We start from the raw sequence: 25,071 nt of genomic DNA on the forward strand, positions 1-25,071 counted from the left end.
GTTTGTCTAATATGAAAATCGAAAAAACTCATGAATCACCTTCCAATTCATGAGTTTTGATCATTTTTTTTTACATATGGTCAAACTTTATTCAATATGATCAGACTTTTTTTCATGTGATCAAACTTTATTTCAAACCTACATAAAAGATTTTCCGTTCATTATATCAGAGTTGTGCAAAATGAAACAAGAGAAAGTCCATAGAATCCGAATGATCAGATTCCATGGATTTCTCTTGTTACGTTCGTTAGTACATATTTTTTGTCTCATACCCGTGTTTCATTAACATTACACATTAGCTTGGATGAGCTGTTTCATCCCTTCTACATTTAGCGATTTGATCTATGTTTCGCATTTAAAACGTCCTGACTTTTGATGAAAATTAAACCCTAAATGTTTGAGAAATACAGTAGCTCTTCTCTCCTATCAGGGAAACAATACACTCAGATTTATGCAGTACCCAAAATCCTTTTAACGATTCCTTTGTTATTTATCTTTCCTTGTTCTGTAATATTTTTATTATTTTTTTTGCAATGTTGGAATTTTTAGCCCTTCTTCAGATGAAGTGATCAATATTCCAAGCCTTCTTAATCGTGTTTCTTCTTTCTTGGCGCTCATTACCCACCAGATAGAATCTCTTTTATTGGATGGTGCTAAATTAGTGAAGAATAGCCAGGCTGTTTGATTTGCCTTGATTTGTTCTTCATATTCTTTGGCAAGTTCCACGTTTCTTTGTTCAGAGGAATAGCCTTGTTCATCGGTTCTGTTGTTAAAGACGTGTATTCCTTCTGGTCTCATCTTTCCAAGCTGTATTAGTGCTTTTACCTTCTTTACGTTCACAGCACTCCATACACTATTTACTTTGCGCGGAGTAAAGCGAATCTTATAGCTTTGTTTATCAATGGTTTTTCGTATACCGTCAATCCACCCAAAACAAAGAGCGGCATCTACTGATGCAGACCAAGTAATGCTTGCATGCCCTGTACTTATCCTAAAATAGCCCACCCAAATTTCACTAGCTTCAGCATGATGTTCTTCTAACCAATCGTTAAACTCTTCTTGGTTGTTGAAAAAAATTACATCTCCCATTGTTCCAACCATTTTAAAATCGCTTGGTTTGTTTCTACTGGCTTTTCTTGCTGAATCCAATGACCGCAATCTAGATTTACCACTTCAACATTGGGCACGAACTCTGTTAGTTTTTCAGACTTCGCGACCCCATCCCGATCGCCATAGATCATGAGTGTAGGCTGTTGGATGATAGGGTTCACGTCCGCCAATAAGTGCCAGTTGCGATCAACGTTTCTGTACCAATTTATACTCCCCGTGAACCCTGCTGATTCGAAGGCAGAGACAAAAACAGCCAGTTCGCTGTCACTCATTATGGGTTCACCGAATGGTGTTTCTTCTTTGGCGAGATTGATCAATGCCATACCCGGCTGAGGCTCTCTGAATGGCTCATTCTTTCGGTACATGTTGCGAAGAAACTGGGATGTATTTTCTTCGAATACAGCGTCTGCGACGCCTGGCTTTTGATTGAAGTGGACAAAATAGTGGTCAGCGCCAAGCATATCTTCCATGAACTCGACCCAGGGTTTTTCTCCTCGATCGAAGTAAGGCACGCTCAGGTTTATCACTTTATTTACACGGTTTGGATGCAATAAGGTCAGTCCCCAAACGACAGTTGCACCCCAATCATGACCGACAAAGATAGCATCTTCGTATCCGTAGTGATCGAGAAGTGCGATAAGATCACCCGACAAGTGTTCAATGTCATAATTGGTTACTTCAGTCGGACTGGATGAGTTGCCATAACCCCGTTGGTTTGGGACGATGACATGGTAGCCTGCGTCGACAAGGACGGGCACCTGATGGCGCCAAGAAAAGGCATGTTCTGGCCAACCGTGACAGAGTACAATAGGTTTTCCTACATTTTGTTGGCCTGCTTCAAAGACTTCGAGTTCCACACCGTTGACTGAAATAAGGGTAGACTTGGGAAAATCAGTTTTATTAGTCATCATATTACCTCCTATACTAACTGTACTAAAAGACTGTTACAGTTAGCATAGTAGCATAATGGTGTGACAATAGTATGTCAGGTTTGAAAAAATAATTTTATTGATATTTTTCATGCATCGATTTTATTCTAGATGCAACAGCTTTGCGTACCTTTTCAGGACCTAACACTTCGACGTGTTCGCCAAAACTGAATATCAATGCGAAATACCATTCCTTCTCTGGAAATTGTGCAGTCACAATCAGTTCACCTGTGTTCAGAATTTCAATATTTTCTTTGTCAAAAATATCTTCAACTCGGGACCTCACTTGGGGTACGAATTTTAATGTAATGCTGGTTAAAGAGACCTGCTTCTTTGATGCCTCTTCAATTTCTTGATATGACTTTTCCCTACGCTTGAATAGTACATCTTCAACCTGCAAGTCAATAATGCGTGAAATCCTGAATACCCTGAAATTTGTTTTTAAGTGACAATAGCCAAACAGATACCATGTATAACCTTTAAAGATTAATGACATCGGTTCTATCTGCCTTGTACTTGTTTCATTTGTATAGTTTCTATATATAATTGTAATCAATTGTGATTGAGTGATAGCATTCCGGATGTTTTTGACCAGCTCTTTTTGTTTTGAGGTGTATGACCAGGGCTGCATACCAATTATGATTTGCTCCATATGCAGGTCAAGATGATGAGTTTGATCCTGTGGAATAATATTTCGCAGTTTTTCTATAGATGATTCAAGCTCAACATCCTCAAATGTTGAGTTAACACCTTTAAGTGCTGAAAGTATGGAACACAAATTGCTTAGAGTCAGCAACTGATGGTTTAATTTATAATTCTCCTTAATACCAAAACCGCCATTATTCCCAGGGTATGATATAATTGGAATACCAGCCATATTAATAGCTTCAATGTCTCTGTAAATCGTTCGAACTGAAACTTCAAACTTTTCCGCAAGTTCTTTTGCCGATATTCGACTTCTATTAAGTAATGTAACAATGATTGTCAGCATACGGTCTATTTTCATATTCATCTCCTTAATATATGTTTGACATATTCTAGAGTATTTTTTTATCAACATTATTTACCATAATTAATGTAGCTCTTCTTATAATATAATTTTAGAATTCCCTGAACTAATTAGTATTCCCACCTTCTTAACCTGTTTATCATTATTTCTCCTAAATCGATTCTTGTACGTTCTAAAAATCATAGGGTCAATCATAATACTAAATCTAAGGATCGCTGAAAATTTGCAGTTGATCCTAGCAGAAACCATGATTATCTTCAGCACAACTTATTTCAATGCGGTTAAGCCCTAGGTTTTTAAACCCATAATTAACCATGCTCTCTACGCTTCTAATTATTATACCTTTTCCAACCTGTATCAGAAAAATAGTAACGAGAGATTATATGTAAGAAATATATCTACAAGTCAAAAAACGAATATCCCAATAGACATTCATACAGATAATATAGAGCCTCATTTTACTAAATTATATATATTTCCATTTATGGAATAGTTGTCACGTAATACTCCCTCTTGATTGAATCCAATTTTATCTAGTAGTGTCCTGCTTTGAAATAGTATTTTAGCTAGTGAATGGAAACATCTAATTTCCATTTCCTTTATCATTATTAACCTACTTTTCATATGTTTACATCACTTTTATGTACTAGTATTTCTACAAACTAAAACTAAAACTAAAACTAAAACTAAATAATTCTTCTACAATTTGTCCCTTTTGTCTAATTTAAATCTCAAAAAACTCATGAATCACATTCTAATTCATGAGCTTTGATCAAACTGTATTCTATATCATATTTTGGTACAACTTATATCCACTTGATCTTTAATGAGCGTTTGATTATAATGAGTATCCCACTTGATATTTTTTCTAATTTTAATTTCATGATCCACTATAGCTACAACAACATGGTTCCATAAACCCCCAAACACATCATTATTATGATCAGTAATTTTTTCATTTGATAATTTCATACCTTATATTTATTTTGGTTGAATTTTGAATCCCTCATATTTTTATTTGAAATAAACAAATATACTAACTTATGATTAATAAAAGGAGTTGTTATATTGGAAGAGTATTATTGGGACAGCCAATTAGAGTATTTACAAAATACAAGAGATTTATATTATAACGATGATTATTTGGAGTTTTTAGTGAGTTCAGTTTGGAAGATTTCTAAACCTGTACATATTATTGACTACGGTTGTGGTTATGGCTATTTAGGGCTTAAACTATTACCTCTACTGCCAAAAGGTTCAATATATAAAGGGATTGATAAAGGAGAGCAATTGATAGATAAAGCAAAGAATTTGTTTAAAAACCTTCCATACGAAACAGAGTTTACTGCAACTGATGTAACTGAGATGAATATAAATCGAGAATATGATATCGCAATCTGCCATGCCTTCCTTCTGCATATGACTAACCCCAAAAAAATACTGCAAAAGATGATCAATTCCGTCTTTAATGAGGGCAGAATTATATGTTTTGAACCGCACTGGGTTTCAAATATGTCTTCATTATATCTTCATGAATACGATCAATCAGAAATCATGCAGCTTGGTTTTCTTCAAAAACTGTTTGAAAATGATACAAAACGTAATGGCAAAGATGGAAACATTGGGATTAAACTACCTGCATACCTAAGTGAATTAGGCGTAACAAACATCGATTGCCGCATTAGTGACAAAGTAAATTTCCTTGATACTCATATAAATCATACAAATAAGCAGAGTTTATTTGATTCACTCAAGGAAGAAGGGCTAGGTATAGCACCTGGTGAAAAAGAAGAATTTATAGAAACTTTAATGAAACGAGATGCTTCATTTAGTGAAGCACAGGCTCAGTATGAAGCAGAACTGCGGTTTTCTAGGCTATTCAACATGGACTCATCTTTAACTTATGCACCAAATATGAAAATTACTTCTGGAGTAATAAAAAGATAGAGGAAAAAGTTGACGAGAAGACATTGTTGCTTATGACAACACCTGGCACTGAAAAATTAAAGGTTCTAACGGTTGAGGAACTGCCTGAAGAGATCAGAGATTATTTTATGAAGTTAAATCCTTAATCAATTTTTAATTCCTCATAATATCAAAGGATCAGAAACAAATTGTATCAGCACACTATGAAGTGGATGGTAGATAATACATATGAATGTTAATGAATTTCAACAATGGATCAAGGATTATTACGATAGTAGAGGATGGTCAGAGTTAGATATTTTTATTCGAATTGGATTTTTAGCTGAAGAAACAGGTGAAGTAGCAAGAGCTATAAGGGCCCTAGAGATAGGAAGGGATCGACCTGATGAAGAAACAGGATCATTTGATGAAAATAAACTAGAGTTAGCAGAAGAATTAGGAGATGTGCTAGGTAACCTGATCATCATTGCAAATAAGTATGATATCTCATTAGAAAAAATATTTCGTTTACATAAAGAAAAGCTTTCTGAACGTTATTCTAAGGTGTAAATATAAGGTTGTAAACAGTATTATTTAGAAAAAAGACTTACTTAAATATTCGGGAGCTACATTCTATTCCTAAAAGGCGCAATTCTTATAAAGAAGGCGTCTTTTTATTTCCATAAAAAGAATCTAACGTGATTTATTTAGTTAATAAATGTTGAAAAAACTGATTTGCTGCAATGGACAAAGGAAGTTCTTTTTTGGTAACTAATCCAATCTTTCTTTTTTCTATCTTTTCATTTAATTTAATCTCAAATAACAAACAATTTTTTAACTCCTTTGTGACTAATTCTTTCGTAACAAAGGCAACTCCCATTCCTATTTTGGCACATTCTATGAGTAAATCTACACTGCCCACTTCAATATCTGGCTTCACATTTAGTCCTTGCTTTTGAAATAAAAGATTAAGAAATTTTCTTGAGCTGCTTTTTTCTGAAAAAGAAATAATGGGATATTTAAGGAGCTCTTCAAGTGTATTTTCATTTTTGGTTAATTCCTTATATTTCTCCCCTACAACAAATGTGCTATTAATATTTAAAAATTCCGTTACTTGTATTTGCTTATGATCTACAGGCAAGTGTACAATGCCAAAGTCAATGATTCCACTTGTTAATTTTTCTATAATACTTGGTGTTGAACCATGTTGAAGCTTGATCTGTATATCTGGAAAACACTCTTGAAAAGTTTTTATATGCGGAAGCAAATAGTGTTTACACGTGGAATCACTCCCACCGATCGTAACCTCTCCTCTATTCAAATTCTTGATCTCTGAAATCTTCCTTTCTGCACTATCAATGAAAGTAAAAGCTTGTTCAATATATTTAAATAATGTTTCCCCCTCTTTTGTTACACTCACTCCTTTTGATGTTCTAATAAATAATTGCAACTCGAGTTTTTCTTCTAACTGCTTTATTGCATGACTCACACTTGGCTGAGTAATAAATAATTTAATTGCTGCTTTAGAGAAACTTTTTTCTAAGGCTGTTACATAAAAAACACGATACAATTCTAAATTAATCATATAGACACCACCTATAACTGTCATGAAATATATCAATTTCATTTATATCATATTCCTGATTATAATGAAATTACAAAAAATAATAAAGATCAGGTATCTACAGACCGTTTATTCCTCTTATGGAAGTTCTATCTTGCGGAAGGTTGATACGACAATCATTAAGGAGTAGAAGATGTTGAAAAAAAACAATTACGATACAAGGGCTCGTTCCCCATGGACAAAAATTGATGCTGGAAAAACAGTAGAAATATATCCAAACACCAAAAAATTAAACGGAACCATCACAATTCCAGGCAGTAAAAGCTTAACAAATAGAGCTTTAATTATGAGCGCTCTTGCAAATGGAAAATCTGAGATCAATGGCATCTTAAAAAGCGATGATTCATATTGGTGTATTGATTCAATCAAAAAATTAGGAGTAAATGTAGAAGTCAATGATCATACGGTTCATATGGTTGGAAAAAGTGGGATGTGGAATTCAGGAAAATTATATATCGGGGCAGCAGGAACGATTGCAAGATTCTTACCAGGTGCGTTGGCAATAACTGAAGGGTTATGGGAGATTAAAGCAAGTGAAAGAATGAGTAAAAGACCTGTAGCCCCTTTAATAGAAGCCCTAAATGGAATAGGTGCGGACATAGAATATATGAAAAACAGTGGTTACTATCCTTTATCCATTAAAGGAAAAGGATTAAAGGGTGGAGAAATCTCACTTTCAGGAAAGATCTCAAGCCAGTTTATCAGTGGGTTGCTTATTGCTTCTCCATATGCAAAGGAACCTGTAACTATAAATATCACTGACTACATTGTGCAACATTCATATGTATTGCTTACTTTAAAATTAATGGAACAGTTTGGTGCACATGTTGAATATGATAATACCTTAAAAAAGATCATAGTACATCCATCAAATTATTTAGCACAAAATATTGATTTAGAGGCTGATGCTTCTACTGCATGTTACTTCTTGGCTTTAGCTGCATTAACAAATGGAAGAATCCGAATTGATAATCTTTCATATGAAACGCAGCAGCCAGATATCAAGATGGTTAATGTGTTTGAAAAAATGGGATGTAAAGTAACAAGAGGGAAATCTTTTATTGAATTAGAGGGAGCATCTAAGTTAAAAGGGGGATTTGAAATCTCTATGAGAGAAATGTCTGATCAAACCCTAACATTAGCAGCAATTGCTCCATTTACAGATGACCCCATTACAATAAGAGATGTTGCCCACATTCGACACCACGAATCAAATCGAATAAGTGTAATATGTGATTCTCTTTCTAAGATGGGGATTGAAGTAGATGAATTTGAAGATGGATTAAAAGTATATCCAGGAAATCCAAAGCCTGCTCTTTTAGATTCCTACGATGATCATAGAGTAGCTATGTCACTTGCTCTTATTGGTTCAAAAGTGGAAGGGATTAAAATTACTGACCCTGGTTGTGTTTCTAAAACTTGTCCTAACTACTTTGAATTATTGAAAAGCTTAGGAATGAACATACGGCTCTTATAATAAAGAGAATCGTAGAACTTAATAAATTTTGTCTCCATATGATGAAAGATAAAATAAGTTGAGGGTAATGTCTTCAGTATCAGGAATTATTAGTTTATCTACCAGCATTTTTTACATCATTGCTGTTATCATTTTTTTGAAATTTTTATAATCCAAAAATGTGAATGATATGAGATTAATTGAAAATATAAAACATAATAATCAATTTCTTAACCACTTATCGAGAAAAATAATGAGAAGAAAAACATAGTTAGCAAAAAGTAAGCACTACTAGTAGGGCTTACTTTATTCTGAATAACCTCTTCTCAATCTTGATTAATAATAACTGCTCTCATTTCCATATGAGAGACTTTGAATTCGCTTTTGCATCTGCAATTCTCCAATATCTCGAGCCATTTGTTGATAACACCATACTACTGAATGTCTCATGTTTGAATAAAAGATATTGTCTCAATCCCATGTTTCATTTGTTTTTCCTCATTAACCTTTTCCTAGTCTAAAGCGTGTTAAAATATTGGTGATTTTATATGTAGGATATTTAGAAGAATATATAATCACTCCGTTTATAACTACTATTGTACCCCAAATTTGAGGCCATGATAACGTCTCTCCTAGTAAAAGAAACGCCAATAATGCTGTAAATATAGGATTAAAATTCAAAAACATTCCTGATTGAGTCCCTCCAACGTTCCGAACTCCAATATTCCAAAACAACATAGCCAGTACCGTAGCACCAATGGAAGTGTATCCAATAGAACTCCAAAAGTTTAGATCAGGGGATTGAATAAAATATATTTTTTTAAATGTAAAAGGCACAAACATGAATAATCCAAAAATACCTGACCAAAAAGTAATGAATAATGGACTTAGATCACCTGCTGCATTTTTGATGATCAGAGAATATACTCCCCAAGTAAGCACAGCTAACAGCATATATAAATCTCCAATATTAAAATTTAATTCCAACATTCGGAGCCAATCTCCATTTGTGATTACTATTAAAACACCTACTAAACCTATACCCATTCCAAGGATTTGTCTTAAAGAGAGTTTTTCCTTCACAAAAATAAATGCTAACAATGCAATAGCAATTGGATTTAATGCTGATATAACTCCTGTGTTCGTAGCCGAAGTATGCTCAAGGGCCATTAATACTAACATGTTGAACAAAAAGACTCCAGTAAATCCCATACCAATTAAAGGCCATATCGATTGTTTAGGGGGTAAAAACTTATTTTCTTGTATTAAAACAACAGGAATTAAAATGATAATGGCAATAAAGTAGCGCAAAAATGCCACCGTCTCTGGTCCAACATAACCCACTGCAACTTTAGATGCAACAAAATTACCCGCCCATAACATACTAGTGATCAATAGCAGCCCATAATTTATAGCTTTCATAGTTGTATTCTCCTCTTCTTAATGTTTCAGATAAGTTACTGGATGTTTGATTGCCTCTGCACGCTCTAATTCATTAGGTATTACCATATCATTTTATGAATTTAGAAACCACATACTTTTTATTACATTCAGTAGTTCGCTTGCTTTCTACTATATTGGTTTCAATTTTTATGAATAGTAAAAGATATATTTCTGGTACTATTTTAGATCCTAGAATCCTACCTTTCCATGATTCGCCCTTTTTAACAATAACCAAACACTCGTCTATACGCTTTTTCTGTCAACGCATATGATAATTTAAGTGATAGCGTCTCATATAAATGTCTCAAAATATATAGATCATCTTATCGTTGTTAATCCAAATTATCCTGAAACTATCCCTTAAAAAACAATATAAAAAGAAAGGAAATGAAAATATGAATACACTAATCGTTCCAACAGATTTTAGTACGATTCAAGAAGCGATTGACGCGGCCAATTCAGGCGATACCATTGAGGTTCTTGCAGCAGGTGGACCCTACACTGGCGCAACAATCTCAACGAATGACCTTTCCCTCAAAGGCACAGGTAATCCTGTTCTAAAAGATTCCGTAAATGGTTTTTTACTTAACAACGTTTCGGGTGTCTCAATTGAGGGTTTTACTATCCAAAATAGTGTTCATGGTATAAATATAATGTCTAGTAGCAACAACACCATTGAAAAAAACACCGTTAAAAACAACAGTGTTAGTGGTGTAAGTTTATTAGCTAGTAACAACAATTGGATTGAAAAGAATATCATTGAAAATAATAGTGTAGATGGGATAAATTTAGCGTCTAGTAACAACAACACCATTGAAACAAATACTGTTCAGAATAATAGTGTACAAGGTATATGGTTATCTTCTAGTAACAATAACACGATTGAAAAAAATACCTTTCAAAATAATAGTATTCATGGTATAACTCTAGCGTCTAGTAACGACAACACGATTGAAAAAAATACCTCACAAAATAATAGTGTTAGTGGTGTAACTTTAGCGTCTAGTAACAACAACATGATCGAAAAAAATACGATCGATAGCAATGATCTTAATGGTATAACTCTAATGACAAGTAATAACAATACGATTGAAAAGAATACTGTTCAGAATAATTTTCTTAATGGAATAAATTTATTGGTAGGAAACAACAATTGGATTGAAAAAAACACCGTTCAACATAATGGTTCTGACGGGGTAGGATTAGAACGTTCTGGCAACAATTCGATTGAAAAAAATACCGTTCAAAATAATGATTTTGACGGGATAGAATTAGAAGGTTCTCACGACAATGCACTTGAAAAGAATACCGTTCAAAATAATTTTTTTGATGGGATACAGTTAGCAGGTTCTGACAACAATGCGCTTGAAAAAAATACTATTCAAAATAATGATTTTGACGGGATAGAATTAGAAGGTTCTCACGACAATGCACTTGAAAAGAATACCGTTCAAAACAATGGCTTTGATGGTATAGAGATAGTAGGATCTGACTACAATTCGATTAAAAAAAATACCACTCAAAATAATGGGTTTGACGGGATAGAGATAGAAGTTTCTAAGCACAATACAATTGAAAAAAATACAGCTAAGAATAATGGATTTGACGGAATAGAGTTAGAAGTTTCTCTCAACAATACAATTGAAAAAAATACTGTTCAAAATAATGGTTCTGATGGTATAGAATTAGAGGTTTCTGACAATAACACAGTTGAAAAAAATACGGCTTTAAACAATATCGCTAACGGTATTGAAGTAGCATCAACTAGTGAACAAAATATTGTGTTTAAAAATACTTCCCTTGATAATGATAATATAGATCTTGTCGCTGATCCAAATACGAACACCGTCGCAAATAATGTCTGTAGTACAAGCGACCCCGCTGGACAATGTGTGGGTGGCTGTTAATATTTGAATTTTGAGGTATTCATAATACTTACCCTTTATTCTTGGGCATCAAATGTAATATAAATATTATAAACCTATCAACAGCAAGGTAGAACTTCCCTTTTATCTCCATGTCTACTAAATCTCTATTTCTCAAATATCCCCCATAGTATGGACTGCCCATATTCTTAATGGTAAATATTTTTAAATTTAAAAGGTACCCTTCACATTAAGAAGGGCGCCTTAATATTGAATATCAGCAATCTGTCTCTTTATATTTGAAAAATAATTTTGTTCCAGTAAAGGTAATAGGACCTTGTAAGAATACGTTACTATTGCTCGAATAAGCAACAACCTCATAAGTCACACCATTTTCAAAATCAGAAAATTCATCAACATATTGCTGTGAAAAAATTTGTCCAAAATCATCATTTAATTCTCGATCAACTTCTGTTATTGAAGTGTAAATAGGAGTGCCATTTTTTAATATTTGATGAGTGATTGATACAACATTAAGAGTATTATCGTTATCTATATGAAAAATACTATTTAACCAAATGATATCCTTTGGTCCTAAGCAATCCTCAAAAGTAATTTCTGCGACAACAGTAGGATCGTCAGGATCGGTTGATAGTAGTGTTTGTTCAGGAGTATTTCTAGGAGTAACAAATTCAAAATCCAATATATCTACTTTTTTATACATTCTATATTTCACCTCTTTTCTTATAGAGTTACTATATATTATGCTGGTGAAATCATGCTTGTATAGGTATTTAATGAAATCTATTAAAAAAGGCAGTAATCTAAAAGATCAATGTTTATGAGTTAGTTTTCAAATCATTTTAGATTCATTCCATCAAAGGGAACTTAACAAGCATTAAAGAAGGATTTAACTTTAGCATGGAGAAATGATTCACTAATAATATTTATGTTCAGAGATAGAATAGTCTAATGATGATACTCAACCACCAACAAGGACTTAGAGGTATTCATTATGGAAAAGATAGAGATGAATATTTGAATATTCAAACAAACTTTTTAGGTTCTAAATTAAACTTTTTGTTAAGGAGGAATTACATTGCATGTAGTTACTTCAGTGGAGATGCGCAAGCTTGATCAATATACTATAGAAACGATTGGAATCCCTTCTATAGTTCTGATGGAAAATGCAGGGCGTGAAGTTGCTAATGAAATTATCTTTTGGTCTGAGCAACAAAAACATCGTGCAAAAAAATGGTTGATTCTAGTTGGAAAAGGAAATAATGGTGGTGATGGTTTGGTTGCTGCTAGACATTTAATAGAAGCTGGTTTTGATATTAAAATCATATATGCTCAGTCTTCAGATACATTCAAAGGGGATATGATCATTCAATATAAAATTACAAAAAACATAAATCTATCCTCATCTGTTTATCAAAAAGATACAATAAGCTGGACTGAATATGATGGGATTATAGATGCATTACTTGGTACGGGTACTAAAGGAACACCTAAAGAACCCTATTCTTCCCTTATTGATGAAGCAAACGCTTCAGGTCTTCCAATTTTTTCAATAGACATCCCGAGTGGATTAGATGCCGATACTGGAATGATCTATCAACCATGTATCCAAGCACATCAAACTATTACTTTAGCATTTTTAAAATGTGGTCTTGTCCAATCCCCTGGAGCAGAAGCATCAGGAAATGTTATAGTGAAACCCATAGGAATTCCCATATCATCTGCTGAAAATTATCCAATACATACTTATGTACTACAACCATCCGTTTTTACAAAAAAACTAAATGTGGATATTAATCTCCCTAGAAACGTGAACACACATAAAGGAACCTATGGACATGTACTTGTCATAGCAGGAACTATTCAAATGAGCGGTGCAGGATTGCTTTGTTCCAAAGCAGCATTACGTTCAGGCAGTGGATTAGTTACTTGGATTTTGCCAAAAACTGTTGCAAAACACATGTTAGGAGTATTGCCTGAAGCCATGTTATTTCCTATTGAGGATAAGAATAGTGGACAATGGAGCCTGCCATCAACTGAAAATATTATAAATGTAAGTAAAAACAAAGAGTCTATTGTAATTGGACCTGGATTAGGAAGGTTTAAAGATGATGAGCTTTGGTTACAAAAAATTTGGGAAGGTGTTAACAGTCCTGTTGTATTAGATGCGGATGCTTTAAATATCATCTCAGATGCAGAACATTTTAAAGATTGGCATCGCAATAAAATTCCCATCATTATTACTCCTCATCCAGGAGAGATGGCACGCCTAATGAATTGTACGACTAATGAAATACAAGAAAATAGAATTCAAAAGGCTAGAGCTTATGCTGTGAAACATCAGCTTATTGTAGTACTCAAAGGGGCACACACTATTATTGCGTTACCCAATGGCAGCATCTATATTAACAACACTGGAAATGCAGGCATGGCTACAGGAGGCGCTGGTGATGTACTTGCAGGAATGATCGCAGGATTGTTAGCACAAGGATTTTCTGCAGAGCAAGCAGCAGCTCTTGGAGTATATCATCATGGATTAGCTGGGGACCGTGCAGCTGCAAAAAGAAATTCTCAAAATTCTTTAATTGCTGGAGATATTATTGAAGAACTATAATATGATACCCACAAAAGTGAAGAGAATGCTCCGATGATTAAAATAGTAAAAAAATAGATTGATACCAGCATAAAATCTTCTCGAACTAGGAGGTAAAATAATGTGTGGTAGATTTACGATTACCGTTACAATTGATGAATTATTAAGTCGTTATTTAATAGAATCCGTTCCTTTTCGATACATCCCAAGATATAATGCTGCACCAGGACAACTGATTACTTCTATCATTGCTAACAAAGGGAAAAATAGAATCGGGCAGCTAAAGTGGGGACTTGTACCCTCTTGGGCAAAGGATGAAAAAATCGGATACAAACTAATAAATGCTAGAGCAGAAACTCTTCAGGAAAAAGCATCATTCAAAAAAATAGTCCATAATAAACGGTGCATTATACCAGTAGATGGTTTCTATGAATGGAAGAAAACAAATGGTATGAAGCAACCCATGAGAATCCAACTAAAAGATCAAAGCGTATTCTCCCTCGCAGGATTATATGATACATGGGTAAATTCCGAAGGAGAAAAATTACATAGCTGCACAATTATCACTACGGAACCTAATCAACTCATGTTACATATTCACGATCGCATGCCTGTGATTTTAAACCGAGAAGAAGAGAATCAATGGCTTAATCATGAACAATATCAGTTTGATTCTCTTAAACCGCTGTTCAAACCTTACCCTTCGGATCAAATGATGGCTTATCCTGTATCCAATGTAGTTGGCAATGTTAAAAACGATTCACCAGAATGTATTGAGGAGTATACGGAACCGTTATTGTTTTAAATACCCATAAAAGTGAAGAAAAAGCTTTGATGATTAATCCTATTACTTTTGCGGAGTCCACAACTATGCATTCCAGAAAGTGAAGTATAATCGTTTCTCTTTCATGAGTGGATTCGTGTCAGAGTTAAATGTTAAATTAAAATAAGAGAATTCGAGGGTCTTATTATTAATATCACCTTAGATTTGATAAAACAATAGAAATAGAGCCAACATTTTTCCCTTATTTCAACTTATCCTTATATAATCTGACCTTCCTGTTTCTTTTGGAATGAATTTTTTATTCACCCAGTCTAACGTTGGTCAAGCCTATTCATAAAGAAAGGGTTGATAGGTATATCAGAATGTTTTAACAAAAAAATTGAAGATGGCATCTTTTTCGTTATCTTAAGAAATTACTTTTTCTTTATCTTTGAAAAAGGCTTTATTCGGTAAATAATGAATCGATTTGATATTTCTGACTGTACGCGTTTTAGCTCTCATCACAATTGAATCTGTTTCCGCTCGCTTACCTGAGAGATAACGAACTCCGCTTAAGAAATCTCCTTCTGTTACTCCTGTTGCTGCAAAAATGACATCATCCGTACCAACCATATCATCCATAGTTAACACCTGACATGGTCTTTCAAAACCCATGATTACACAACGGTCATATTCTTCTTGCGTACCAGGCATTAATCTTCCCTGTATTTCTCCTCCTAAACAACGAAGTGCTGCTGCAGCTAATACTCCTTCAGGAGCACCACCTGACCCAATATACATGTCTACACCTGCTTCAGGTAATGAAGGGGCTATAGCTCCTGCGACATCACCTTCAGACAATAATTTAATTCGCACTCCGATTTGGCGCAATTGTAAAATTAAATGGTTATGACGTTCACGATCTAATATGGTAACAGATAAATCTGAGATTCTTTTATTTAAAGCTTTTGCAGCTTTATTAATTATTTCCTCCAAGGGATCATCAATATTTAAAATGCCTACTAGTTCTGGTCCTACTGCTAACTTTTCCATGTACATATCTGGGGCATGAAGCAGGTTCCCTTTATTGGCTACTGCAATCACGGCAAGCGCATTATTTAGTCCCTTAGCTACAATTTCTGTACCATCTAAAGGATCAACAGCAACATCTAATTCCGGCCCAGATCCACTTCCTACATTTTCACCGATATATAACATTGGTGCCTCATCCATCTCACCTTCACCTATAACAACTGTACCTTTCATAGATACTGAGTTTAATACGTATCTCATGGCTGAGGTTGCTGCTTGATCCGCCCCCTCTTTATTTCCACGCCCCATCCAAGGAGCAGACGCTAATGCAGCTAACTCAGTAATTCTAACTATTTCTAATGCTAATTCGCGCTCCATGATATCCTCTCCTTTTATAAAATTTTCAAAATATTCAATCATTTTATGTTATGTGCAGAGAAGCTTAAAAAGAGAATCGTATTGTTTGGTACAATAATCCCCTCAGTGCCTCCACTTTAAACTTCTCTTCACTGTTTTTTATTTCGTTATTAATGCCAACTCATTAAGAATGAATGTTGCTGTCGTGCAAGCTTATGATGATGGCTGCCGTTTCTTCAATCGCTCTTTCCGTAACATCAATAACTGGACACCCAACTCTTTTCATTAAATCACTTGCAATATTATGTTCTTCTATTATTCGATCTAAGGTAGCATAATTTGCACCTGAAGCCATGCCTAATGCTTTTAATCTTTCTTTTCTAATTCTTAAAATTTGCTCGGGCAGCATCGATAATCCAATAACTTTGCTTCTTGGAATCTCGAACAACTCTTTTGGTGGCTTTACTTCAGGTACTAATGGAAGATTAGCCACTTTAATTCCTTTATGAGCAAGGAAGATACTTAACGGTGTTTTAGATGTCCTTGAGATACCAACAAGTACTAGGTCTGCTTGCAAAAGACCTCTCACATCACGGCCATCATCAAATTTCACTGCAAATTCTATAGCTTCAACCTTTTTAAAATAATTCTCATCCATTTTATGAAGCAGTCCTGGCTCCTGTTTTGGTATATTATTAAAAGTATCAATAAAGGCTTGCATCATAGGACCCATAATATCAACAGCTCGAACACCTAAACGAATGGCTTCTTGTTTCATCATCTCACGCAATTCTGGTTGTACTAGTGTATAAGCAACAACTGCATTTTCTGCATTTGCGTCTTCCATGACTACTTTAATTTGATCTTCGTATTGGATGTGACCCACTCTCTTAATTTCAATTTGAGTCATATCAAACTGACGTGCTGTCGCTTTTACTACGGTTTCTGCTGTTTCCCCAATGGAATCTGAACATATATAAATCTTGTATCTCAGTTTCTCGTCCACTATCTTTCCTCCAATTGAATTATAATAAAGTATCTGTTAAGTCCAACAATAAACGAGTCATATTCGTTTTTGTAATTCTTCCTATAATCTCATCCTTTTCAGAAATTACGGGCAACGTATCCACATCATGTTCAATCATTTTTTTAGCCGCTTCAACAACAGACTGCTCTGGATGAATCGTGACAATATTCGGTTGTCTTGTCATAACCAAATGAACGGGCATTGTAGAAGAGGCTGGATTGCCTAATGTAACTTTAAGCAAATCTTTCCGAGATAAGACACCCTTTAATGTACCTTCATCATCTGCTACAATTAAACTTCCTACATTATCCATAAAAAGAGTGACAACTGCATCATGTACGGTTGTTGTTTCTTTTACCACAATTGGAATGCTTTGAATGTCTTTGACTTTAATTTGTTCTAATTTTTTTGCAGCTTCATAATTTGGCAAGGCTGACTTTCCCGGGAAATATCCTACCTTTGGTTTAGCTTCTAAATAACCTAACATGACGAGCACAGATAAATCTGAACGTATTGTAGGTTTGCTGACCCCAATCAATTCTGCAATTTGATCTCCAGTAATAGGTACGTTTTCTTGTACAATTTCTATGATTTTTAATTGGCGCGATGTAAGTTCGATTGTTTCCACCTCCAATAGTGCATACGTTTCCTAAAGTAAGGCTTTCCTCATCGGAGTGGATTACTCCCTGTGAAAGATAAACTTTTAAAGGACTTACTGTTACATCCATAGTCACAGTACAAGACTGTATATAGATGTAGACATATTATAGGGTTTCTACAGTCCGTTATCTCCCTCTTATTATAGAGAGAGATTTTCGGAATGATGAAACAACATATGATAACTTAACATTGTTACTTTAATTATTAACTAAAAGTTAATTTAATTCAATCGCACTTTGTGCCGCAGCAATTCTAGCGAGTGGAATTCTGAACGGAGAACAGCTAACATAATCTAATCCAATTTGTTGGCAAAAGAAAATAGATTCCTTATTCCCTCCATGCTCACCGCATACACCTGTCTTTAATTTAGGTTTGACCATTTTTCCTTGTTCAGCTGACCATTGTATTAATCTCCCTACTCCTTTTTGATCTAATACTTCAAAAGGATTATGATCCAATATTTTTTCCTCAGTATATTGATCTAAAAACTTTCCTTCTGCATCATCTCTACTATACCCAAAAGTCATTTGTGTTAAATCATTGGTTCCATAAGAAAAGAATTCAGCATATTGGGCAATTTCATTGGCTGTTAATGCTGCTCGAGGAACCTCAATCATCGTTCCAACCTCATAATTGCAATACTTAAGTTCTTCTCCTAATATCTCCTCAGCGACTTGATCCACTAAAGCTTTCAATCGTTTTAATTCATTCACATCACTTATGAGAGGAATCATCAATTGTGGTTTAACCTCAAGGCCTTTTTGAAGGCTGGATAAAATGGCACGAAAGATGGCTTCGATCTGCATATCATAAATTTCTGGATACAAAATACCTAATCTACATCCCCGTTGTCCTAACATTGGATTCATTTCATGTAAATTTCGAACCTTCACGATCAATGACTCTAATTCATTTCGATCTACATCCTTGTCAACACCTAGATCTATTCTTTGTTTTTGAAGCAGCAGCTCCTCCAGTTTTGGTAAAAATTCATGTAGAGGTGGATCCAATAAACGTATCGTAACTGGCAAACCATTCATCTCTGAAAAGAGCTCTTCAAAATCAGATTGCTGCCATGGCATTAATCGATCCAAATGAATTTTACGCTCTTCATATGATTGAGCCATAATCATACTTTGTACAATAGGCAGTCTGCTTGGGGACATAAACATATGCTCTGTACGACATAATCCAATACCTTCAGCCCCAAACTCTCTTGCTTTTTTAGCATCCTTTCCATTATCAGCATTTGCGTAAACTTTTAAATCTCTTATATCATCCGCCCATTCTAATAGAGTAGACAATTCATCGGAAATTTCTGGGTCTTTTAATTTAATTTGACCAAGGATTACTCTACCTGTTGAACCATCTATTGAAATCCAATCCCCTTCTTGAACGGCGATTCCTTCTACTGTAAAACAATTTTCATCTTGATCAAGCTCTAATTCACTACAACCACATACACAAGGTTTTCCCATTCCTCTAGCAACTACTGCAGCATGACTAGTCATGCCTCCCCTACTAGTTAATACCCCTTGAGATGCGAGTACACCATGGATATCCTCTGGCGTTGTTTCTATTCTTACTAAAATGACTTTTTTTCCATCCATAGACAATTCCTGCGCTGTATCAGGATCAAATACAACCTGCCCAGAAGCAGCTCCAGATGAAGCTGGAAGGCCTTTACCAATGACCTTTAATTCATTCTCATCATCAATAGAACGGTGGAAAAGCTGCTCTAATTGATTAACCTCTATTCTTTGTAATGCTTCCTCTTTCGTGATTACTCCCTCTTTTGATAAGTCTACTGCTATTTTCACTGAGGCTTGGGCTGTTCGTTTCCCGTTACGAGTTTGCAATATATATAGTTGTTGATTTTCAATTGTAAATTCAATATCTTGCATATCCTTATATTGCTTCTCTAGTAAATAAGAGGTTTCAAATAATTGATCATAAATGAAAGGGAATTTTTGTTTTAAATACAGAATTGGTATAGGTGTTCTTACCCCTGCAACAACATCCTCTCCTTGCGCATTCGTTAGAAACTCACCATATAATTCATCTTCTCCATTGGATGGATTTCTAGTAAAAAGAACTCCTGTACCACTTTGTTCACCCAAGTTTCCAAAAACCATAGATTGTATGTTTACTGCAGTTCCCTGCTCACTAGGAATACCATAAGCTTTACGATACACTTTTGCACGCTGGTTATTCCATGATTGAAATACAGCTTCTATCGCTAATCTCAATTGCTCATGTACATCCTGAGGGAACTCTCTCGAAACTTGATATCTAATCAATTGTTTAAACTCTTCAATAAGAACTAACAAATCCTCTGCTGGGATATCGCTATCATTCTCGTATTTCTTTTTACTTTTCAACTCATGAAGTTTTATTTCAAATGAATAGGATTCGATGCCAAACACAACGTTTCCAAACATCTGAATCAGCCTGCGGTAACAATCGTAAGCAAAACGTGCATCCTGTGCATTTCTAGCAAGTCCCTTAACAGTTTGATCATTTAGTCCTAAATTTAATATCGTATCCATCATTCCCGGCATAGAAGTTACTGATCCAGAACGAACAGATACTAATAAAGGATTATCAGCGTTTCCAAAGGTCTGATTTTTAACCTTCTCTAATTCTGTTAAAGCTGCAGTTACTTCATCTATCAAACCCTCAGGTAATCTTCCATTGCATTTGTAATATTCTCTGCAAACATCCGTTGTTATTGTAAAACCTGGAGGAGTTGGCAATCCTATGTTCGTCATCTCTGCAAGGTTTGCACCCTTTCCTCCAAGTAAAGAAGTCATATTCGCATTTCCCTCATGAAAATGGAAAATTCGTTTAACTGTCACTGTCATTAAAAAGTACCTCCGAATTTAAATCCTTGCATTGATCGTTTTGACAAGAGCTATAAAAAGTGACGACATTCTCTGTATCAACCGTATCAATCACATTCCCACAGTGCTTACAAACAATTGTACCTAAATCATTCATATGACCGTTTTGTCCCATAACTCACACTCTCCTTGTTTTTGTTTATTCACAACCAAATGAGCTAAATCAACAACTCGACAGGAATATCCCCATTCATTGTCATACCAAGCCAACACTTTGATTTGACGGTCTGTTACTGCGAGCGATAATCCATCGATCACAGCAGATTTCTCATTTCCAACAAAATCGCTAGAAATTAAAGGTTCCTTTATATAATCCATATATGGGGATAAATGACCTCTAGATGCTCCTTCAAACACTTTCTCTACTTTTCCCAAAGTAACCTCATCATGCACTTGTAATGTCATATCAATTAATGAGACATCTGGAGTAGGAACTCGAACAGACAAACCATGGACAATCGGTGCTAAATGTGGAATCACATTTTTCAAAGCTTTTCCCACGCCTGTTGTTGTTGGAATTATAGATTGTGTACAAGCTCGTGCTCTTCTTAAATCATGATGAGGATTATCTAAATGCTTTTGATCATTTGTATAAGAATGAACGGAGGTTACCCATCCATTTTCTATAGAAAACGCTTTGTCTAAAACATCTAGAATGGGAGCCACGCAATTTGTAGTGCATGACGCTGATGATAAAAGTTTATGACGACTTGGATCAAGGTCTCTATCGTTTACTCCCATCACTACGGTTAAATCCATATCTTTTGCAGGTGCCGTATTTATCACGCTCTCAGCTCCTGCTAGCAAATGTTTTTGAGCACTTTCTCTGTTATTAAATTGTCCTGTAGAATCAATGACTACTTTAACACCAAGCTTCTCCCAAGGTATATTTTCAGGATACATTTCATAGGTTACCTTTACTCTGAAACCATTGATGATAAGATCACCATCTTGAATCTCCACAGTTCCTTTAAATTTTCCATGAACAGTGTCGTATTTAATTAAGTGACTTACAGTTTCAATCGAATATTTACTATTGATGGCAACAACCCTTGTTTCATTTAGATTGTAATTAGAATCAAAAGCCTTTCGTAGAACAAGTCTACCAATTCTCCCCATCCCATTAATACCTATCATGTTATTCATCCCCTAATCCTAATAATACGTCTTATTTATATATAATGTATCATATATAAAAATAATGCACAATATATAAATTAAAAATAATAAATAATGTGTCATAATCATGAAAAAATGGTATAGAACAACCCACAAAAGTTAAGATAAGCTTCGTTAGCAAAATCCTATTACTTTTGCGGGGCCCTGAGCCAATTTAAGAATGAAAAATGATCTTGTCCTTTAAAAAAACTCGGAAAATGAATTTCCGAGTTGCAAATATTAAATAAGTGCTGGTTTACCTGTTTTCAAAGAAACCCCTGAATCCACAGCTGCTTTGGACACAGCAGCAGCTACTGCAGGAGCAACACGTTCATCAAATGGTGCTGGAATAATATAATTTTCTGTTAATTCTTGCTCAGATATGAGTGAAGCAATCGCAAATACAGCTGCTTCTTTCATTTTTTCATTGATATCTAATGCACGTACATCTAATGCTCCACGGAATATACCAGGAAATGCCAATACATTGTTGATTTGGTTTGGAAGATCCGATCGACCAGTTCCAACTACTCTAGCTCCGGCTTCAATTGCTTCGTCAACCATAATCTCTGGATTTGGATTGGCCATTGCAAAAATAATGGCATCTCTATTCATGGATCTAACCATTTCTTTCGTAACAACATTAGCAACTGAAACACCAATAAATACATCAGCATTTTTCAAAACATCTGCTAAAGTTCCTTTTTCATGGTTAGGGTTTGTGTATGCTGCAACTTCATTTTTTATAGCATTCATTCCGTATTCTCTGCCGTCATAAATGACACCCTTAGAATCACATAATATAATTTCATTCACACCAAATCGACTTAATAAATTCACGATGGCAATTCCTGCTGATCCTGCTCCGTTTATTACAACTTTAATAGAACCCATAGACTTTTTCACAAGTTTTAAAGCGTTCACCAATCCAGCAGCAGTAACGATAGCTGTACCATGCTGATCATCATGAAATACAGGAATATTCAATTCAGCCTTTAATCTTTTTTCAATTTCAAAACATGCGGGTGCAGCGATATCTTCCAAATTAACCCCACCGAAAGTTGGTTCAAGCATTTTTACAGTTTCAACAAACTGATCAATGTTTGTTGTGTCTAAGCAGATCGGAAAAGCATCCACACCCGCAAAACTTTTAAACAAAACGGCTTTACCCTCGATGACAGGAAGTGATGCCTTTGCACCGATATTTCCAAGACCTAATACTGCTGTTCCGTTAGAAATAACAGCCACGCTATTCCCTTTTATTGTGTAGTCATATACAGCTGCTTCATCTTTATGAATCTCTTTACAGGGCTCTGCTACACCTGGAGAATAAGCAAGAGATAAGTCCTTAACCGTTTTAACCCCTACCTTTGTATTTACTTCTAATTTGCCTTTATTCACTCGATGCATTTCAAGCGCTTCTTCACGTAATGATATCACTTTCCTCACCCTCTTACTTTAATGTGTTAATGTGTTTTAAATAATGTATCATATATATTATTAATGTACAATATATAAATTTAATCATTTTTATTATTACGTATTTTATTACATATATTTTAATAATAATGTACAAAAATAAACATTTCATCATATATTTATACAAGGAAATGAAAATGGGCTTATATTATAAAGTTGAATCTGAAAATAAGGTAGGAAGGTTTGGGATATCATCCAAAGGAGAAATGGGATAAAAGCACATAAAAATACCCACTAACGTGGGGACAGTGAGCATACCAGCAGAGAACTCATAAAGATATATTTCATTTTCTTAAAATCTACATCTTAATAAATATGAATTGAGGGAAGGTAAAATTTCATAAATATAATATCCATTTATTGTTCGAATTCTACTACTCTTGCAGCATCTTGTCCACAATTTTTGCATTTACCTCTTAATACGATGCCTGTTGAATGCTCTTGAATTACATATTGAACAATCGTTATTTCATCGACACAATTAGCGCACCAAACATTGTTAACGATCATTTTTCTATACTCTTTTTCGATAGATAACCACATTTGATTCGGTGAATTCAAATCTATACAGCTCCTTTTATTTAATTGGCCTACTAAGACCGCATTTGTCTCTATCATACCACTACTTTGATTTTCGTGATACAATTATATGTGATTTATATTGACTGAACCTGAAATAATGAAAGGAATGAAGAACCACATGGATTTGTCTCAAAAATCGACTGAAAATATCCACTTTATGGTTGAAGAAATAATAAAAAAATTAAAAATGGCAACAGCTGCTGCCATGAACCCAGAGCATTTCAGCATTGAACGTTACGAGGATATTAAAGACATTTATGAATTAGTAAGCAGCAAAAGCAATTACAGTATTTCAGAAATGGAAGCGATCGTAAAGGAACTTGGAGATTTGCGTAAATAACAAAAGCATCTATTAGTCACCTTTCGGAGATGTTATCTAACCCTTCTTTAGATGTTATTAAATAAACAAACCCTTAAAAGATTTATGAAATCATATTTTAAGGGGTTGTTTTTCACTTCTTATTTAGATTTCATGCGACTTAGCATCGCCCATTTTCTCTCATGGCGCTTCATATATTTTGGCAGCGATCTATATATTTCAATAACCTCTTTATATGCTTCTTTGGCTTCTTCTTTACGACCACTTTGTTCATATAACTTGCCTAACAAATAATAAGATTCGCAGGATGAAGAATGAATATCCCGAAACTCCTTTAAATAATGGTAGGTCTTATCCTTATCACTTTGGGTAAACACTTTAGCCAATTCAAGATATGGCTGACCATAACCTGTTCTTGGATTGATGTTTAAACCTTCTAAAATGTACTTTTCTCCTACACCAATATCCCCTAGTTTAATATAAGTTAACCCAAGGTCACATAATACATGAGAATCTTGATCCATTCGTGGAAGGATTTCAGTTAGAATTTGATTTGCTTCAGAATACTTTTTCCTTTCCAACAATAAACTAGCTAGTTCATATTTAGAAGACACATCATTAGGATTCAGTCTGATTTGTTGCCGTAGACTTGATGTCTTTCGCATACGTTTAAAAGGTTTTGTTAGACTAGGAAAAAAACCGATAAAACGTCTATCTAATACATACAAAATGAAAAAAATGAGAAGTAAAGCTACAAAAGGATTCCCAAGAATTTGCCACAATAATAAAAAACCAATAAACTTCATCATTAGAAACACCTACTATATTTTAATTTT

At 34.6% G+C, this 25,071-nt stretch carries 22 protein-coding genes; 7 read left to right on the forward strand and 15 right to left on the reverse strand.

Annotated features, from left to right (window positions below; translation table 11 throughout):
- Window positions 1-519: 519 nt before the first annotated feature.
- The 3 genes from Q5Y73_RS19930 to Q5Y73_RS19940 form a co-directional block, all read right to left on the reverse strand.
- Window positions 520-1,158: a YdeI/OmpD-associated family protein gene (locus tag Q5Y73_RS19930; protein WP_305993675.1), complete on the reverse strand. Its 639-nt coding sequence runs from the start codon at window positions 1,156-1,158 to the stop codon at window positions 520-522.
- The gene (locus Q5Y73_RS19935; RefSeq protein WP_305993676.1) at window positions 1,077-2,018 is read right to left on the reverse strand and encodes an alpha/beta fold hydrolase; all 942 of its coding nucleotides are present in this window, start codon (window positions 2,016-2,018) and stop codon (window positions 1,077-1,079) included. Before Q5Y73_RS19935 ends, Q5Y73_RS19930 begins: the two co-directional genes overlap by 82 nt.
- A gap of 97 nt (window positions 2,019-2,115) precedes the next feature.
- The gene (locus Q5Y73_RS19940) at window positions 2,116-3,099 is read right to left on the reverse strand and encodes a helix-turn-helix transcriptional regulator (protein ID WP_305993677.1); all 984 of its coding nucleotides are present in this window, start codon (window positions 3,097-3,099) and stop codon (window positions 2,116-2,118) included.
- Between the two features lie 1,017 nt (window positions 3,100-4,116).
- Here Q5Y73_RS19940 and Q5Y73_RS19945 point away from each other — a divergent pair.
- Window positions 4,117-4,995 (forward strand): methyltransferase domain-containing protein, encoded by an 879-nt coding sequence (locus Q5Y73_RS19945; RefSeq protein WP_305993678.1) that lies wholly within the window; start codon window positions 4,117-4,119, stop codon window positions 4,993-4,995.
- A 207-nt stretch (window positions 4,996-5,202) separates the two neighbouring features.
- Window positions 5,203-5,523, forward strand: coding sequence for a MazG nucleotide pyrophosphohydrolase domain-containing protein (locus Q5Y73_RS19950; protein WP_305993679.1), 321 nt, complete (start codon window positions 5,203-5,205; stop codon window positions 5,521-5,523).
- A gap of 133 nt (window positions 5,524-5,656) precedes the next feature.
- Here the strand turns inward: Q5Y73_RS19950 and Q5Y73_RS19955 are convergent, their stop codons facing one another.
- Window positions 5,657-6,538, reverse strand: coding sequence for a LysR family transcriptional regulator (locus Q5Y73_RS19955; RefSeq protein ID WP_305993680.1), 882 nt, complete (start codon window positions 6,536-6,538; stop codon window positions 5,657-5,659).
- A 175-nt stretch (window positions 6,539-6,713) separates the two neighbouring features.
- On the opposite strand from Q5Y73_RS19955, the gene aroA reads away from it, so the two are divergent.
- Entirely contained in the window at window positions 6,714-8,054 is a 1,341-nt protein-coding gene (gene aroA, locus Q5Y73_RS19960) for a 3-phosphoshikimate 1-carboxyvinyltransferase (protein ID WP_305993681.1), read from the forward strand.
- A 480-nt stretch (window positions 8,055-8,534) separates the two neighbouring features.
- Here aroA and Q5Y73_RS19965 read toward each other — a convergent pair whose 3' ends face one another.
- On the reverse strand, window positions 8,535-9,455 hold the full coding sequence (locus Q5Y73_RS19965) for a DMT family transporter (protein WP_305993682.1): 921 nt from the start codon (window positions 9,453-9,455) through the stop codon (window positions 8,535-8,537).
- A 416-nt stretch (window positions 9,456-9,871) separates the two neighbouring features.
- Here Q5Y73_RS19965 and Q5Y73_RS19970 point away from each other — a divergent pair, with 416 nt between their 5' ends.
- Complete coding sequence (locus Q5Y73_RS19970) at window positions 9,872-11,383, forward strand: right-handed parallel beta-helix repeat-containing protein (protein ID WP_305993683.1); 1,512 nt, start codon at window positions 9,872-9,874, stop codon at window positions 11,381-11,383.
- A 235-nt stretch (window positions 11,384-11,618) separates the two neighbouring features.
- On the opposite strand, the gene Q5Y73_RS19975 is transcribed toward Q5Y73_RS19970, so the two are convergent.
- On the reverse strand, window positions 11,619-12,065 hold the full coding sequence (locus tag Q5Y73_RS19975) for a hypothetical protein (protein WP_305993684.1): 447 nt from the start codon (window positions 12,063-12,065) through the stop codon (window positions 11,619-11,621).
- Between the two features lie 375 nt (window positions 12,066-12,440).
- Between Q5Y73_RS19975 and Q5Y73_RS19980 the strand changes: the two genes are divergently transcribed.
- Window positions 12,441-13,976, forward strand: a complete 1,536-nt coding sequence (locus Q5Y73_RS19980; protein ID WP_305993685.1) for an NAD(P)H-hydrate dehydratase — start codon at window positions 12,441-12,443, stop codon at window positions 13,974-13,976.
- A gap of 100 nt (window positions 13,977-14,076) precedes the next feature.
- On the forward strand, window positions 14,077-14,760 hold the full coding sequence (locus Q5Y73_RS19985) for an SOS response-associated peptidase (RefSeq protein WP_305993686.1): 684 nt from the start codon (window positions 14,077-14,079) through the stop codon (window positions 14,758-14,760).
- A gap of 384 nt (window positions 14,761-15,144) precedes the next feature.
- On the opposite strand, the gene glpX is transcribed toward Q5Y73_RS19985, so the two are convergent.
- The 8 genes from glpX to Q5Y73_RS20025 form a co-directional block, all read right to left on the reverse strand.
- Entirely contained in the window at window positions 15,145-16,128 is a 984-nt protein-coding gene (gene glpX / locus Q5Y73_RS19990) for a class II fructose-bisphosphatase (RefSeq protein ID WP_305993687.1), read from the reverse strand.
- Window positions 16,129-16,291: 163 nt separating this feature from the next.
- Entirely contained in the window at window positions 16,292-17,116 is an 825-nt protein-coding gene (locus Q5Y73_RS19995) for a pyruvate, water dikinase regulatory protein (RefSeq protein ID WP_305993769.1), read from the reverse strand.
- Between the two features lie 16 nt (window positions 17,117-17,132).
- Window positions 17,133-17,768, reverse strand: coding sequence for a helix-turn-helix transcriptional regulator (locus Q5Y73_RS20000; protein ID WP_305993688.1), 636 nt, complete (start codon window positions 17,766-17,768; stop codon window positions 17,133-17,135).
- A gap of 241 nt (window positions 17,769-18,009) precedes the next feature.
- Window positions 18,010-20,658: a pyruvate, phosphate dikinase gene (gene ppdK, locus Q5Y73_RS20005; RefSeq protein ID WP_305993689.1), complete on the reverse strand. Its 2,649-nt coding sequence runs from the start codon at window positions 20,656-20,658 to the stop codon at window positions 18,010-18,012.
- A complete protein-coding gene (locus Q5Y73_RS20010) occupies window positions 20,642-20,812 on the reverse strand; it encodes a GapA-binding peptide SR1P (RefSeq protein WP_305993690.1) in 171 nt (56 codons plus the stop codon). The genes ppdK and Q5Y73_RS20010 overlap by 17 nt, the downstream gene beginning before the upstream one ends.
- On the reverse strand, window positions 20,791-21,843 hold the full coding sequence (gap, locus tag Q5Y73_RS20015) for a type I glyceraldehyde-3-phosphate dehydrogenase (RefSeq protein ID WP_305993691.1): 1,053 nt from the start codon (window positions 21,841-21,843) through the stop codon (window positions 20,791-20,793). The genes Q5Y73_RS20010 and gap overlap by 22 nt, the downstream gene beginning before the upstream one ends.
- Before the next feature lie 252 nt (window positions 21,844-22,095).
- Window positions 22,096-23,292 carry an NADP-dependent malic enzyme gene (ystJ, locus tag Q5Y73_RS20020; RefSeq protein WP_305993770.1) on the reverse strand — a complete coding sequence of 399 codons (1,197 nt, stop codon included), beginning with the start codon at window positions 23,290-23,292 and terminating at the stop codon, window positions 22,096-22,098.
- A 399-nt stretch (window positions 23,293-23,691) separates the two neighbouring features.
- A complete protein-coding gene (locus Q5Y73_RS20025; protein WP_305993692.1) occupies window positions 23,692-23,895 on the reverse strand; it encodes a hypothetical protein in 204 nt (67 codons plus the stop codon).
- A 100-nt stretch (window positions 23,896-23,995) separates the two neighbouring features.
- Here Q5Y73_RS20025 and Q5Y73_RS20030 point away from each other — a divergent pair, with 100 nt between their 5' ends.
- Window positions 23,996-24,256 (forward strand): DUF1128 domain-containing protein, encoded by a 261-nt coding sequence (locus Q5Y73_RS20030; protein WP_371320247.1) that lies wholly within the window; start codon window positions 23,996-23,998, stop codon window positions 24,254-24,256.
- A 119-nt stretch (window positions 24,257-24,375) separates the two neighbouring features.
- Here the strand turns inward: Q5Y73_RS20030 and Q5Y73_RS20035 are convergent, their stop codons facing one another.
- A complete protein-coding gene (locus tag Q5Y73_RS20035; RefSeq protein WP_305993693.1) occupies window positions 24,376-25,044 on the reverse strand; it encodes a tetratricopeptide repeat protein in 669 nt (222 codons plus the stop codon).
- Window positions 25,045-25,071 lie beyond the last annotated feature (27 nt).

Source organism: Chengkuizengella axinellae (assembly GCF_030730905.1).
Classification (GTDB): domain Bacteria; phylum Bacillota; class Bacilli; order Paenibacillales; family KCTC-33759; genus Chengkuizengella; species Chengkuizengella axinellae.

Coding starts and splice junctions, on each gene's coding strand:
- Q5Y73_RS19935 (WP_305993676.1), bottom strand. CDS start 2,018: ATGACTAATAAAACTGATTTTCCCAAGTCTACCCTTATTTCAGTCAAC.
- Q5Y73_RS19940 (WP_305993677.1), bottom strand. CDS start 3,099: ATGTTGATAAAAAAATACTCTAGAATATGTCAAACATATATTAAGGAG.
- Q5Y73_RS19950 (WP_305993679.1), top strand. CDS start 5,203: ATGAATGTTAATGAATTTCAACAATGGATCAAGGATTATTACGATAGT.
- Q5Y73_RS19955 (WP_305993680.1), bottom strand. CDS start 6,538: ATGATTAATTTAGAATTGTATCGTGTTTTTTATGTAACAGCCTTAGAA.
- Q5Y73_RS19965 (WP_305993682.1), bottom strand. CDS start 9,455: ATGAAAGCTATAAATTATGGGCTGCTATTGATCACTAGTATGTTATGG.
- Q5Y73_RS19970 (WP_305993683.1), top strand. CDS start 9,872: ATGAATACACTAATCGTTCCAACAGATTTTAGTACGATTCAAGAAGCG.
- Q5Y73_RS19975 (WP_305993684.1), bottom strand. CDS start 12,065: ATGTATAAAAAAGTAGATATATTGGATTTTGAATTTGTTACTCCTAGA.
- Q5Y73_RS19985 (WP_305993686.1), top strand. CDS start 14,077: ATGTGTGGTAGATTTACGATTACCGTTACAATTGATGAATTATTAAGT.
- glpX (WP_305993687.1), bottom strand. CDS start 16,128: ATGGAGCGCGAATTAGCATTAGAAATAGTTAGAATTACTGAGTTAGCT.
- ppdK (WP_305993689.1), bottom strand. CDS start 20,658: ATGACAGTGACAGTTAAACGAATTTTCCATTTTCATGAGGGAAATGCG.
- Q5Y73_RS20010 (WP_305993690.1), bottom strand. CDS start 20,812: ATGGGACAAAACGGTCATATGAATGATTTAGGTACAATTGTTTGTAAG.
- gap (WP_305993691.1), bottom strand. CDS start 21,843: ATGAATAACATGATAGGTATTAATGGGATGGGGAGAATTGGTAGACTT.
- Q5Y73_RS20035 (WP_305993693.1), bottom strand. CDS start 25,044: ATGATGAAGTTTATTGGTTTTTTATTATTGTGGCAAATTCTTGGGAAT.